Origin of the sequence: Sphingomonas sp. UBA978 (assembly GCF_002292295.1) — a bacterium.
Lineage (GTDB): Bacteria > Pseudomonadota > Alphaproteobacteria > Sphingomonadales > Sphingomonadaceae > Sphingomonas.
The window spans coordinates 1-13,318 of record NZ_DBBS01000006.1; the positions used below are offsets into that span (position 1 = coordinate 1).

Annotated in this window: 10 protein-coding genes and 1 pseudogene; 7 read left to right on the plus strand and 4 right to left on the minus strand. The window is 68.2% G+C overall.

Annotated elements, in window-relative coordinates; genetic code table 11:
- Both rpoC and B2515_RS03050 read left to right on the plus strand, forming a co-directional pair.
- Positions 1-4,006, plus strand: a 4,006-nt coding sequence (gene rpoC / locus B2515_RS03045) for a DNA-directed RNA polymerase subunit beta' (RefSeq protein ID WP_293873538.1), incomplete at its 5' end; no start/stop codon positions are given.
- A gap of 539 nt (positions 4,007-4,545) precedes the next feature.
- Entirely contained in the window at positions 4,546-4,728 is a 183-nt protein-coding gene (locus tag B2515_RS03050) for a hypothetical protein (protein WP_293873540.1), read from the plus strand.
- Positions 4,729-4,744: 16 nt separating this feature from the next.
- Here the strand turns inward: B2515_RS03050 and B2515_RS03055 are convergent, their stop codons facing one another.
- Together B2515_RS03055 and B2515_RS03060 are read right to left on the minus strand one after the other, a co-directional pair.
- Entirely contained in the window at positions 4,745-5,416 is a 672-nt protein-coding gene (locus tag B2515_RS03055; RefSeq protein ID WP_293873542.1) for a response regulator transcription factor, read from the minus strand.
- A 108-nt stretch (positions 5,417-5,524) separates the two neighbouring features.
- Positions 5,525-6,319, minus strand: a complete 795-nt coding sequence (locus B2515_RS03060; RefSeq protein WP_293873545.1) for a metallophosphoesterase family protein — start codon at positions 6,317-6,319, stop codon at positions 5,525-5,527.
- Positions 6,320-6,522: 203 nt separating this feature from the next.
- Here B2515_RS03060 and B2515_RS03065 point away from each other — a divergent pair, with 203 nt between their 5' ends.
- Both B2515_RS03065 and B2515_RS03070 read left to right on the plus strand, forming a co-directional pair.
- On the plus strand, positions 6,523-8,646 hold the full coding sequence (locus B2515_RS03065; protein WP_293873548.1) for a histidine kinase dimerization/phosphoacceptor domain -containing protein: 2,124 nt from the start codon (positions 6,523-6,525) through the stop codon (positions 8,644-8,646).
- A gap of 99 nt (positions 8,647-8,745) precedes the next feature.
- Positions 8,746-9,921 carry a sensor domain-containing diguanylate cyclase gene (locus B2515_RS03070; RefSeq protein WP_293873551.1) on the plus strand — a complete coding sequence of 392 codons (1,176 nt, stop codon included), beginning with the start codon at positions 8,746-8,748 and terminating at the stop codon, positions 9,919-9,921.
- A 4-nt stretch (positions 9,922-9,925) separates the two neighbouring features.
- Here the strand turns inward: B2515_RS03070 and B2515_RS03075 are convergent, their stop codons facing one another.
- Entirely contained in the window at positions 9,926-10,444 is a 519-nt protein-coding gene (locus tag B2515_RS03075) for a biliverdin-producing heme oxygenase (protein WP_293873554.1), read from the minus strand.
- A gap of 248 nt (positions 10,445-10,692) precedes the next feature.
- Between B2515_RS03075 and B2515_RS03080 the strand changes: the two are divergent.
- The 3 genes and pseudogenes from B2515_RS03080 to B2515_RS03090 all read left to right on the plus strand — a co-directional run.
- Positions 10,693-11,352, plus strand: a pseudogene (locus B2515_RS03080) (DUF47 domain-containing protein); the annotation flags it as partial.
- 3 nt (positions 11,353-11,355) lie between these two features.
- Complete coding sequence (locus tag B2515_RS03085; protein WP_293873558.1) at positions 11,356-12,357, plus strand: inorganic phosphate transporter; 1,002 nt, start codon at positions 11,356-11,358, stop codon at positions 12,355-12,357.
- Positions 12,358-12,379: 22 nt separating this feature from the next.
- Positions 12,380-12,769, plus strand: a complete 390-nt coding sequence (locus tag B2515_RS03090) for an MAPEG family protein (protein ID WP_293873560.1) — start codon at positions 12,380-12,382, stop codon at positions 12,767-12,769.
- On the opposite strand, the gene B2515_RS03095 is transcribed toward B2515_RS03090, so the two are convergent.
- Positions 12,700-13,302: an acyltransferase gene (locus B2515_RS03095; protein ID WP_293873562.1), complete on the minus strand. Its 603-nt coding sequence runs from the start codon at positions 13,300-13,302 to the stop codon at positions 12,700-12,702. The two genes, B2515_RS03090 and B2515_RS03095, sit on opposite strands and share 70 nt — an antisense overlap.
- Positions 13,303-13,318 lie beyond the last annotated feature (16 nt).

Sequence of the window (13,318 nt, forward strand, 5' to 3'; positions counted from 1 at the left end):
GAAGGTCCGCCGCGAGCGGATGGGCCATATCGAGCTCGCCGCCCCGGTCGCGCACATCTGGTTCCTGAAGTCGCTGCCGAGCCGCATCGGCCTGCTGCTCGACATGCAGCTCAAGCAGCTTGAGCGCGTGCTGTATTTCGAGGCGTATATCGTCATCGAGCCGGGCCTGACCCCGCTCGAGAAGTTCCAGCTGATGACCGAGGACGAGCTCCTCGAGGCGCAGGACCAGTACGGTGAGGACGCCTTCTCGGCCGGCATCGGCGCCGAGGCCGTGCGCATCATGCTCGAAAGCCTCGACCTCGAAGGCGAGAAGGTCGCGCTGCTCGAAGAGCTGGCGACGACCAAGTCGGAGCTGAAGCCCAAGAAGATCATCAAGCGGCTGAAGGTCGTCGAGAGCTTCCTCGAATCGGGCAACCGTCCGGAGTGGATGATCCTCGAGGTCGTGCCGGTCATCCCGCCCGAGCTGCGTCCGCTGGTGCCGCTGGACGGCGGTCGCTTCGCGACGTCGGATCTCAACGACCTGTATCGCCGCGTCATCAACCGCAACAACCGCCTCAAGCGGCTGATGGAACTGCGCGCGCCGGACATCATCGTCCGCAACGAAAAGCGCATGCTGCAGGAGGCGGTCGACGCGCTGTTCGACAACGGCCGTCGCGGCCGCACGATCACGGGCGCCAACAAGCGTCCGCTGAAGTCGCTGTCCGACATGCTCAAGGGCAAGCAGGGCCGCTTCCGCCAGAACCTGCTCGGCAAGCGCGTCGACTATTCCGGCCGTTCGGTCATCGTGACCGGTCCGGAACTCAAGCTGCACCAGTGCGGTCTGCCGAAGAAGATGGCGCTCGAGCTGTTCAAGCCGTTCATCTACGCGCGCCTCGACGCCAAGGGCCTGAGCATGACGCTCAAGCAGGCGAAGAAGTGGGTCGAGAAGGAGCGCAAGGAAGTCTGGGACATCCTGGACGAGGTGATCCGCGAGCATCCGGTGATGCTGAACCGCGCACCGACGCTCCACCGTCTCGGCATCCAGGCGTTCGAGCCGGTGCTGATCGAGGGCAAGGCGATCCAGCTGCACCCGCTGGTCTGCTCGGCGTTCAACGCCGACTTCGACGGCGACCAGATGGCCGTCCACGTTCCGCTGAGCCTCGAGGCGCAGCTGGAAGCGCGCGTCCTGATGATGTCGACCAACAACATCCTGAGCCCCGCGAACGGCAAGCCGATCATCGTGCCGTCGCAGGACATGGTGCTGGGCCTCTATTATCTGTCGATGATGAAGGAAGGCGAGCCGGGCGAAGGCATGCTGCTCGGCGACATGGCCGAGGTGCATCAGGCGCTCAACGCGCAGGCGGTGACGCTGCACACCAAGATCATCAGCCGCGTTCCGCAGACCGACGAGGACGGCAAGCAGTACCTCAAGCGCTACGAGACGACGCCGGGCCGCATGCTGCTGGGTGAAACCCTGCCGCACAGCCACAAGGTGCCGTTCGAGACCGTCAACCGCCTGCTCACCAAGAAGGACGTGGGCGACGTGATCGACGAGGTCTATCGTCACACCGGCCAGAAGGAGACCGTGCTGTTCGCCGACGCGATCATGGCGCTGGGCTTCCGTCACGCGTTCCGCGCCGGCATCTCGTTCGGCAAGGACGACATGATTATCGCGCCGGACAAGGACAAGCTGGTCGATGAGACGCGCGATCAGGTGAAGGACTTCGAGCAGCAGTATCAGGACGGCCTGATTACGCAGCAGGAGAAGTACAACAAGGTGATCGACGCGTGGTCGCGTTGCGGCGATCAGGTCGCGAACTCGATGATGAACGAGATCAAGGCGGTCCGTCATTACGAAGACGGTCCCAACAAGGGCCGCGAGAAGGACATCAACTCGATCTACATGATGGCGCACTCCGGTGCCCGTGGTTCGCAGGCGCAGATCAAGCAGCTCGCCGGCATGCGCGGGCTGATGGCGAAGCCGTCGGGCGAGATCATCGAAACGCCGATCATCTCGAACTTCAAGGAGGGCCTGACCGTCCTCGAATATTTCAACTCCACCCACGGCGCCCGCAAGGGCCTTGCGGATACGGCGTTGAAGACGGCGAACTCGGGCTACCTCACCCGCCGCCTCGTCGACGTGTCGCAGGATTGCGTCATCGTCGAGGAGGATTGCGGGACCGAGCGCGCGCTGGAGATGAAGGCGATCGTGCAGGGCGGTTCGACCATCGCCTCGCTCGGCGAGCGCATCCTCGGCCGCACGACGGCGGAGGACGTGGTCGATCCGAAGACCAACGCGGTCCTCATCCCGACCGGCACGCTGCTGGACGAGCCGATGATCGCGCAGATCGAGAAGATCGGCATCCAGGGGATGAAGATCCGCTCGCCGCTGGTCTGCGAGAGCAAGATCGGCGTCTGCGGCAAGTGCTACGGGCGCGATCTCGCCCGCGGTACGCCGGTCAACATCGGCGAGGCGGTCGGCGTGATCGCGGCGCAGTCGATCGGCGAGCCGGGCACGCAGCTGACGATGCGTACCTTCCACATCGGCGGCGCGGCGCAGCTCAACGAGCAGTCGAACCTGGAAGCGCCGGTGGACGGCAAGGCGGAGTTCCGCGACCTGCGCCTGATCGTCGATCAGCGTGGCCGCCGCGTGACGCTGTCGCGTTCGGGCGAGATCGCGATCGTCGACATGGACGGCCGCGAGTTGTCGACGCACCGCATCCCGTACGGCGCCTATGTGATGTTCGACGACGGCCACGTGCTGTCGAAGGGCGATCGCATGGCCGAGTGGGACCCGTTCACCATGCCGGTGATTACGGAGAACTCGGGTATCGTGAAGTATGTCGATCTGACCGAGGGCAAGACGCTCACCGAGCAGACCGACGAAGCGACCGGTATCGCCCAGCGCGTCGTCATCGAATATCGCACCTCGTCCAAGTCGAAGGAGGATCTGCGTCCGCGCCTGACCCTCACCACGACCGAGGACGGCGAGGCGGCCCGCTACATGCTGACCACCGGCGCGGTGCTGTCGGTCGACGACAATGCGCAGGTCCAGGCCGGCGACGTGCTGGCGCGTGTGTCGCGCGAAAGCGCGAAGACCCGCGACATCACCGGCGGTCTGCCGCGCGTCGCCGAACTGTTCGAGGCGCGCATCCCCAAGGAAGCGGCGATCATCGCCAAGGTTTCCGGCCGGGTCGTGTTCGGCAAGGACTATAAGGCGAAGCGCAAGATCGGCATCCAGCCGGAGGACGGCGGCGACGTCGTCGAATATCTGGTGCCGAAGTCGAAGGTGATCGACGTTCAGGAAGGCGACTACGTCAAGCGTGGCGACAACCTGATCGGCGGTTCGCCGAACCCGCACGACATCCTGGAGACGATGGGGATCGAGCCGCTGGCCGAATATCTCGTCAGCGAAATCCAGGAAGTCTATCGACTGCAGGGCGTGAAGATCAACGACAAGCACATCGAGACGATCGTTCGTCAGATGCTGCAGAAGGTCGAGATCACCGACGGCGGCGACACCACGCTGCTGAAGGGCGAGCAGGTCGATCGCGAGGAAATGGACGCGACCAACGAGAAGCTGGGCGCGAACGAAGCCCCCGCGCACGGCAAGCCCGTCCTGCTCGGCATCACCAAGGCGTCGCTGCAGACCCGCAGCTTCATCTCGGCCGCGTCGTTCCAGGAGACCACCCGCGTCCTCACCGAGGCGGCGGTCCAGGGCAAGCAGGACACGCTGATGGGCCTGAAGGAGAACGTGATCGTCGGTCGCCTGATCCCGGCGGGCACGGGTGCGGGCATGAACCGCCTGCGCGTCGCGGCCTCGTCGCGCGACGCGGCGCTCCGTGCGCAGCAGCGTTCGCTGGCCGCGGCGATCGTCGCGCCGGCATCGGCCGCGGAACTCCGCGCCGCCGAGGCGCAGCGGTCGAAGCGCGAGGACAGCGGCACGGGTCCCGACCCGCTCGCCGAGGTCACGCCCTCGGGCGACGGCAGCGATGCCGCTGCTGGCGAGTATCTGAACCAGGAGTGATCCTGCGTTCGGGCTGCCGCCTGATCGCATGAAGGAGCCGCCGTCCGGGCAACCGGGCGGCGGTTTCTTTTTGCGCGCGGTCGGAGGCGTGCGGCGCGGGCGGTGACGGGACGGTGCCGACGCGATCGGCGTGCCCGCTTTCCAGCCCGACGCTCCCGATCGGCTGGCGAAGGCGCGCTTTACGCTGCCGATGGCGTGACCGGGCGACTCCCCCAACGCCTTCCTTCGCGCCTGCCGGGGCGGACCGGTGGCACACCGCCGGCTGGCACAGCGAGTCGGGCGAATCGGGTTGACGTCACCGCGATCGGTGGCGGTAGCGGCGCATGTCCGCGCCGGCCCTCGACTCGCCGCGGGTCGGTCGGCTAACCTCCGCCGCCGTCACGAGCGGCTATATAGTCGCGGCGAAACAGCGTTTTGCGCTTTGCTGATTGCAATTTTCAGCATCCATTACGGACTATAACGTATATTAATGATGGCCATAATAATATAGGCCGGAGGTCGAAACTTCATGGAAAGCGATAGCGGCTATGGGCCCGGAATTGCAGCCTGTTCATCGTGACGCGGCGACATTGCAGCGGCTGGAAGCGCTACTCGACGAAGCCATCGGCATCGCCGACCGGATCGGTCTCGACCTGACCGCGATCCGGATCGCGGAGGCGATGACGGCGATTAGCGACCCGGCCGGCGCGCCGTTCTGGTCGGGCATGCCGCTGCTGCACTGATCCGCGCGCGCGGCGCTCAGTCGACGTGCAGCGCCGGGTTCACCATGCTGCACACCTGCGCGATGAAGGCGATCCGCAGCGCCTGCGACAGGGATTGAGCGTCGAGCTTGTCCATCACGTTGGCGCGATGGATCTCGACCGTGCGGGCGGAGATGGCGAGGCGGCGCGCGATTTCCTTGTTCGACCAGCCGCGGGTCAGGCCCTCGAGCACCTCGCGCTCGCGGCTGCTCAGCAGGTCGAGCGCGGCCTGCACCCGGCGCATCGTCGCGGCCCGGCGCTGCGCCTGCTTCAGGCGATAGCGGGCGACGCCCATCGCCTCGTACAGCCGGCCTTCGTCGATCGGCTTGGGCATGACGTCGATCGCCCCGCGCCGCATCGCCGCCACCGCGGTTTCCATGTCGGCACAGGCCGTCGCGATCACGCAGGGCATGCCGATCGCCGGGCTGGCCAGCCGCTCCTGCAGGCCCGCCACGTCGACGTCCCCCACGAACGGGTCGATCACGACGCAGCCCGCCTCCGCCATGTCGCACCTCTCCGTGAAGTCGGCCACCGACGGCCACGACTGCACGACGAACGCCTGCCGCGTCAGCGCGTCGGATATCCGCCGGAATGCCGCCCCATCCTCGTCGACGACATGCACCCGGACGATGTCCAGCGCGGCCGCGTCCGGATGCAGGTTCAGCTTCATGATCTCACACCCCGTTGCGACCGCTCGCTATCGTCTTAATGTCGCAAGAGAAAATGTGAAAGGACCTGTAGGCGGCCAGCGTCCCCGGGTGGAACGGGGGACATTGCGTCACACGTGCGGGTGCGCGGCATCCTCGCTGATCGGACGGCGCGCTGCCTCTTCGCCCCGGACTTCGTCCATCGTCCGCGCGATCGTGTCGAACCGGCCGTCGCGGATGCGGATCTCGTTGAACGCCGGCGGCGAGTTGCGCACCCGCTTCGACAGGGTGCCGGCGCCGATCATCCGCACCGTCCGCCCCTCGCGCTCGACCGGTACGTCGAACGGGTCGTGGACATGGCCGGAGAGCACCGCATGCGCCCCCGCCTGCGCCAGCGCGGTCAGCGCGCCGTCGCCGTGGCGGGTCTTCGCCGTCCCCCTGGTCCCGCCCTCGATCAGCGGATGGTGCGCGGCGACGAAGATCAGCCGCCCCGGCGGCGCCTGTTCGATCATCGCGAGCGCGCGGCGCAGCGACCCCGGGCTGACCCGCCCCTTCGACCAGTTCCACCGCCATTGCGCGCGCGCCGTCGTCTTGAGCGGCACGATCGTCACCCCGGGCAGGTCGAGTTCGCGCTCGATCATCCGCTCGACCGCGGCATAGCGCTGATAGGGCGCGAACAGACGGCGGAACGGGTCCCAGTAATAGGGAATGTCGTGGTTGCCGACCTCCAACGTCACCGGCACGCCCAGGCTGCGCAGCCAGTCGCCGCCGCGCTGGAATTCGTCCCGCGTCGCCCGCATCGTCAGGTCGCCGGTCATGATGACGGCATCGGGCCGCTCCGCCGCGACCCGCTCGCCGAACCAGGCGATCGCCTCCGGATCTTCCGCACCGAAATGAACGTCGCTGACGTGAAACAGCCTTATCATGATCCCCCGGATGCGTCCGCGAACGCGATAGTCGTCGGCACGCTGCTAGGCCCGCACGCCATGGTTCGGCAAGTGCACCCGTCGCCCAACCCGTGGCCGGCCGACCCGTTCCGCCACCGCGGGTTGATCGAGATCAGTCAGCACCCGATTGTAATGCGGGTCTGCCCGGCCCATGCTTGCCGCAACCACTATCAAGAGTGACGATGGCGATACCGACGACGACCGACCCGACGCTCGACCTGACCGCATGCGACCGCGAGCCGATCCACATTCCGGGAGCCATCCAGCCGCACGGCCTGCTGCTCATCGCCGACGCCGCGGACACGCATCGCGTGATCGCGGGAGCCGGCGACATCGAGGCGCGGCTGTCGCCCGACTGGCTCGACCGCCCGCTCGCCGCGCTGCTCGGGCAGGACGTGGATCGCGCGCTGCAGGCCGCGGTCGGGCCGACCGCACCGGTTCCGGAGCCGGTCGCGGGGATCGACGAACGTTTCGTCGCGACCGTGCATCGCAGCGGCGGGCGCCTGCTGGTCGAACTGGAACCGATCGTCAGCGAGCCGATGACCGCCACCGCGATGCTCGCCTGGCTCGACGCGGCGGCCGGCACCTTCGAACGCGCGATGGACACGCAGACGCTGTTCGATCGCGCCGCCGTCGCCTTCCGCACGCTGACCGGGTTCGACCGGGTGATGATCTATCGCTTCCTCGACGACGATGCCGGCCGCGTCGTCGCGGAGGATCGCGACCCCGCGCTCCACACCTTCCGCAACCACCATTTCCCCGCCTCGGACATTCCGAAACAGGCGCGCGCCCTGTACGTCCGCAACCGCGCGCGCGCGATCCCGCAGCTCGACTATGTCCCCGCCCCGCTGCGCCCGGCGGGCTTCGACGCCTGCGATCTCAGCGACGTCGCCTTGCGGCACGTCTCGCCGATCCACCTCCAGTATCTGCGCAACATGGGCGTCGGCGCGTCGGCGTCGATCTCGATCGTCATGGACGGCCTGTTATGGGGCCTCGTCGCCTGCCACCACAACGGCCCGCGCCTGCTGCCGCCCGACGTGCGCAGCGCCGCTGCGACGCTGGCCAGCGGCCTCGCCCGCCAGATCCGCGCCAAGGAGGAGGCTGCCGCCTATCGCGAGCGTATCGCGCTGCGCGCCGCGGAGGACAGCGTCGTGCCGCGCCTCAACAGCGAGGAGCCGCTGCGCGAGGCGGTGATCGCGGTGAAGGAAGAGCTGCGCGCGATGCTCGACGCGGACGGCTTCGCGATGGTCGCGGGCAACCAGGTCGAATCGGTCGGCCATTGCCCCGATGCGCGCACGCTGATCGCCATCGCCCGCTGGGTGCGCAGCCGCGGCACCGAACCGGTCGCGACGCACGAGCTGTCCGCGCTCTTCCCGCAGGCACGCGATCACATCGGCCTTGCCAGCGGCCTGCTCGCGCTGCCGCTGCACGACGAGAATGCGATGCTGCTATGGCTGCGCGCCGAGCATGTCGAGACGATCGCCTGGGCGGGCAATCCGCACAAATCGGTCGGCCTCGCCCCCGGCGAAACGCTGACCCCGCGCGCCTCGTTCGGCAGCTATGCGGAGACGGTGCGCGGCCGGTCGCGGCGCTGGACGCTCGAGCAGGTCGAGGCCGCGCACCGCCTGCGCCGTCGCTTCCACGAGGCGCGCCAGCATCTGCAGGTCCGCATCCTCAACCGCGAACTCAACCGGACGCTGGCGGAAAAGGACGCCCTGCTCGCGCAGAAGGACGTCCTGATGAAGGAGGTCAACCACCGGGTGCAGAACAGCCTGCAGCTGGTCGCCTCGTTCCTGCGCCTGCAGGCGAAGACCGCGGGCGGCACCGTCGCCGATCATCTGGCGGAGGCGCAGGCGCGACTCGCCGCGGTGGCGCTGGTCCATCGCCGGCTGTACCGCGACGACCAGGTCGAGAGCGTCGACCTGTCGCGCTACATCGATGAGCTGGTCGCCGACATGCGCACCTCGCTGGGCGCGGAATGGGGCCGGCACATCCGGCTCGACCTCGCGCCGATCCTCGTGCCGACCGATCGCGCGGTGAACATCGGCCTGATCCTCACCGAGCTGGTCATCAACGCGAGCAAATACGCCTATGGCGGCGGTCCCGGCCCGATCGCGATCGCGCTCGAACAGCATGGCGCCAAACTGCGGCTGATCGTCGCCGACGATGGCCGCGGCAAGGGCGACGGCGAGGGCTTCGGCAGCCGCATGATGAGCGCGATGGTGCAGCGGCTCGACGGCACGATCGAATATGGCGAAAACCATCCGGGCCTGCGCGCGATCATGACCGCACCGATCGCAGACTGACGTTCGCGGCCGTTCCGCCGGCGTGTTGTTCGGGTCGTTTCTTCGGCAGAACGACATCGTCATAAGGAAAGCTTCATCGCCTTGCGCTATCGCCGCCGCATGACGGGGATTGGCGGGACGAGCGCGATGCATGGGGCGATGGCAGCGAGGGACGGCAACGACGGCCGCGGCGCCGCGGTGCCGTTCATCGGTTCGCGCATGTCGCGGCTGTCCGCCTGGATCGGCGGCGCGGCGATCGCCGATGCCGGCGACGCCGGGCCGATCGCCGATCCGGAGCGCGACGGCCATCGCGCGCTGTTCGCCGATATCGGTGCGTTTCTCGACCGGCATGCGCTGGAACCGAGCGTCGCCCATTACCAGATCGCCCGCACCTACATCCTGCGCGAGAGCCATCCGCTGTCCTGCTCGATCGACGACCGCCTGTTCGCCGGCGGCACGATCGACGCGGCCTTCCTGCACCGGCTGACCAACCGGCCCTCGCACGATCCGCTCTCTCCCGAACGGATCGCGGACATGGCGGACGCGCTGGCGGCGCGGCTGACCGAAACCGAATGCACGTTCCGCCAGAGCCATGCCTCCGCGCGCGACTACGAACAGGCGCTGACGGTGGAGGCCGGTTCGGTCGACAGCGATCCGGACGGCACCGTCAAACGCCTGCTCGCGCTGACGACGCAGGCGATCGCGCGCAACCGCCTGCTCGCCGACCGGCTGGAGGAAACGCATCGCGAGACCAACCAGTTGCGCCGCAACCTGCACGACGCCCGCCGCGCCGCGGACGAGGATCACCTGACCGGCCTGCCCAACCGCCGCTGCTTCGATCGCCGCCTGCATGCCCTGCCCGCGACGCAGGACGGCGCCGCCCCGCATTGCGTCGCCCTGTGCGACATCGACGATTTCAAGGCGATCAACGATCGCCACGGCCACGACACGGGCGACCGCGTGCTGAAGCTCGTCGCCCGGCACCTGACCAACGAACTCGGCATCGCGGTGCTGGTCGCGCGCCATGGCGGCGAGGAATTCGCCTGCCTGTTCGAGGATTGCACGCCGGAGGTCGCGTTCGACCTGCTCGACGGCGCGCGTGCGGCGCTGGGCGGACGCATCCTCGTCAACCAGACGACGGGGGACGGCATCGGCCGCATCACCTTCTCGGCCGGCGTCGCCAGCCTCGGCGACGATCCCGGCGCGGCGATGCGCGCTGCCGATGCCGCCCTCTATGCCGCCAAGCGCGCCGGCAAGAACCGCATCGCCTTCCCCCCGGAGGACGACGTCGGGTAGAATCCTAGACCTCGGCGGCCCGCGCGTAGAGCGCGAAGGTCGCGCGGGCGCCCGCCAGCGCCGCCTCGCACCATGCCGCACCGCACGCCGCTGCGCGTGCATCGAGCGCGGCGAGCAGGCGCCGCCATTCGCCCGGCAGGTGCCGCGCCGCCAGATAGGCCGCGGGCAGCCCCGCCGGCACCGTCCGCGCCAGCAACTGCCCGCCGAGCCGCGAGCCCTCGATCACATAGAGCGCGCCCCATCGCGCCGCATCGTCGGACGCGTCGAACGCGAAGGGCTCGGGCATCGCCGCATCCATTGCTCGAAGATCGCCGGCCAGCGCGGGAGTCCGTGGCCGCCACGCCGGCAAAGCATCGTCGGCCGCCGTCGCCAGCGCCGCCTCGACCGCCGGCAATGCGCGGGCATGCGCCAGCAGGAAGCGGCGATAACCGGCGGCATCGTCCAGCGCGAAGCCGCCGAACGCCGCATCGACGGTGTCGTGGTCGCCGGCGGTCGCGGCGCGAAGCTGTTGAACGAAGGACATGAATGTCCCCTGCCCCGCCCGTCCGAGGCTGTCGAGAGGGCCGGCGGTCACGCTCGGGCGGCGTGGTCCACCGCGCCGCTGTTCGCGCCGCCCACAGTCATGCTATCGTCATGCGTGCTCGCCATGGTCAGTCTCCATTCCCCTGGATCGGAACGCCGCGAGCGCGTGGCCGGTCCGCTACGGTCCGGCGCAACCGGCAGAATCGGCTTGCACGCCGGTCCGCCCGGCCCCATGCGCGCCGCGCCATCAACGAAAGGTCTCTTATGGTTGCCTGGTTCCAGGCGCTGATGCCGAAGCAAGGTCGTTTCTTCGATCAGTTCGAGGCGCATGCCGCCACGCTGGTCAAGGGCGCCGACGCCTTGCAGAAGCTGTTCAGCGGCGACGGTGCGATCGCACAGCATATCGCGGAGATCGTCGATCGCGAGCATGAGGCCGACGATATCACCCGCGACGTGCTGCAGGACGTGCGCCGGGTGTTCGTGACGCCGTTCGACCGGTCCGCGATCACCGACCTGATCGGCGTCATGGACGATTCGATCGACCAGATGAACCAGACCGCCAACACCATCGCGCTGTACGAGGTGACGGCATTCGCGCCCGACATGCGCGCGATGGTCGATCTCGTGGTCGAGGCGGCCCGGGTGACCGCGGAGGCGATCCCGCTGCTGCGCAAGCTCGACGCCAATGCCGGCCGCCTCCACGACCTTACCGCGCGGCTGGTGTCGCTCGAGGGACAGGCCGACGAATGCCACGCCCGCGGGCTGAAGGCGCTGTTCAAGGCGTGCGGCCCCGACAATCCCATGCGCTTCATCGTCGAGCGCGAGATCTACAGCCATCTGGAACGCACCGCGGACCGGTTCGAGGACATCGCGAACGAGATCCAGGGTCTCGTGATCGATCACGCCTAGGCCATGACCATCTCCTTCACGCTGCTGGTCGCGTTGATCGGCGTGGCGCTGCTGTTCGATTTCCTGAACGGCCTGCACGATGCCGCCAATTCGATCGCGACGGTGGTCTCCACCCGCGTCCTCAAACCGCATCACGCGGTGCTCTGGGCCGCATTCTTCAACTTCATCGCCTTCGCCGTCTTCGGCCTTCACGTCGCCCAGACCGTCGGCAAGGGCATCGTCGATGCGCAGATCATCGATCCGCAGGTGATCTTCGGCGCGCTGATGGGCGCGATCGCGTGGAACGTCATCACCTGGCGCTACGGCATCCCGTCCAGCTCCAGCCATGCGCTGATCGGCGGGCTGCTCGGCGCCGGCCTGTCCAAGGCGGGCTTTTCCGCGGTCGTCTGGGTCGGCGTCGGCAAGACCGTCGCGGCGATCTTCCTGTCCCCCACCGTCGGCCTGGTCCTCGCCCTGCTGCTGGTGCTCGCGGTGGCGTGGAGTTCGCTAAAGCTGACGCCGATGGGCGTCGACAAGCGCTTCCGCAAGTTGCAGCTGATTTCCGCCGCGCTCTACAGCCTCGGCCACGGCGGCAACGACGCGCAGAAGACGATGGGGATCATCGCCGTGCTGCTCTATTCGCAGGGCATGCTCGGCGGCGAATTCCACGTGCCCTTCTGGGTGGTGCTGTCGTGTCAGGCGGCGATGGCGCTCGGGACGATGTCGGGCGGGTGGAAGATCGTCCACACGATGGGATCGAAGATCACCCGGCTCACCCCGGCGCAGGGCTTCTGCGCCGAAACCGGCGGCGCGATCACGCTGTTCATGGCGACGATGGGCGGCATTCCCGTCTCGTCCACCCACACCATCACCGGCGCGATCGTCGGCGTCGGTTCGGCCCGGCGGCTCAGCGCGGTGCGCTGGAACGTCGCCAGCCGCATCGTCGTCGCCTGGGTCGTCACCCTGCCCGCCGCCGGACTGATCGGTGCGGCCTTCTACGAACTGGCGATCCTGCTGGGGCGCTGAGCCAATGAACCGGGGGCCGGACATGCCGACCGAATTGCTGGTGCTGGGCGCATCGACCGTCCTCTGCTTCGCCCACATCATGATCCAGGGCCAGGCCGCGACCCGCGACCGCGGCCTCGGCTGGAACGCGGGCGCCCGCGACGGCGACCAGCCACCGCTCGGTCCGCTGGCCGGGCGCGCCGCCCGCGCGCTGACGAACTTCCAGGAAAGCTACCCGATCTTTCTCGCGCTGGCGCTCGGCCTCGCCGTCACCGACCGCACCGGCGGTCTGGGCGCGACCGGCGCGATCCTGTGGTTCGCCGCGCGCATCGCCTATATCCCGCTCTACCTCCTCGGCGTCGCCTATGTGCGCAGCCTCGCCTGGCTGCTGTCGATCGCCGGCCTGCTGTTGATGCTGATCCGGTTTTTGTAGGGCGGCAGGCGGGTCGCCGGCCCCTCGGACAGAGCGATCGCCGAGTCGCCGCCCCCGATCGAGCCAGACCAGTCTGCGCGCCGCCGATCCGTCTCCAGCTGGCCGGGGCCATCGCCCAGATCGCGCACCCGCCGGGCCGGAACGCCGGCGTAGAGCCCGTCGGGCAGGCAGTCGCGCGTGACCACGGCGCCCGCGGCGATGAGGCAGCCGTCCCCGATCCGCACGCCGAGCAGCACGGTTACGTTCGCGCCGAGCCAGCATCCCGCGCCGATCTGGACGTCGAACTTCTGCAGGGCACCCGCACGTCGGTCGTGACCGCCACCTGCACGGGTACTGCTGATGATGGACGTGCCAGGACCGACATGCACGGCATCCCCGAGCGTGATCGTCGCACCGGCCTCAAAGAAACAGCGCGCATTGACGAAACATCCCTGACCGAAAACGACGCGGTTCGAGGAGAAGTAAACGCCTTCGTAGATGGCGACGTCGGGCGGACAGGACACACCATACCAGCGCAGGATCCGCGCCCGCATCCACAGCGGTATGAAC

Bases quoted from the DNA above. Each gene is read 5' to 3' on its own strand.
- B2515_RS03055 (WP_293873542.1), bottom strand. From the start codon at position 5,416: ATGAAGCTGAACCTGCATCCGGACGCGGCCGCGCTGGACATCGTCCGG.
- B2515_RS03060 (WP_293873545.1), bottom strand. From the start codon at position 6,319: ATGATAAGGCTGTTTCACGTCAGCGACGTTCATTTCGGTGCGGAAGAT.
- B2515_RS03065 (WP_293873548.1), top strand. From the start codon at position 6,523: ATGGCGATACCGACGACGACCGACCCGACGCTCGACCTGACCGCATGC.
- B2515_RS03070 (WP_293873551.1), top strand. From the start codon at position 8,746: ATGACGGGGATTGGCGGGACGAGCGCGATGCATGGGGCGATGGCAGCG.
- B2515_RS03075 (WP_293873554.1), bottom strand. From the start codon at position 10,444: ATGTCCTTCGTTCAACAGCTTCGCGCCGCGACCGCCGGCGACCACGAC.
- B2515_RS03085 (WP_293873558.1), top strand. From the start codon at position 11,356: ATGACCATCTCCTTCACGCTGCTGGTCGCGTTGATCGGCGTGGCGCTG.
- B2515_RS03090 (WP_293873560.1), top strand. From the start codon at position 12,380: ATGCCGACCGAATTGCTGGTGCTGGGCGCATCGACCGTCCTCTGCTTC.
- B2515_RS03095 (WP_293873562.1), bottom strand. From the start codon at position 13,302: ATGCGGGCGCGGATCCTGCGCTGGTATGGTGTGTCCTGTCCGCCCGAC.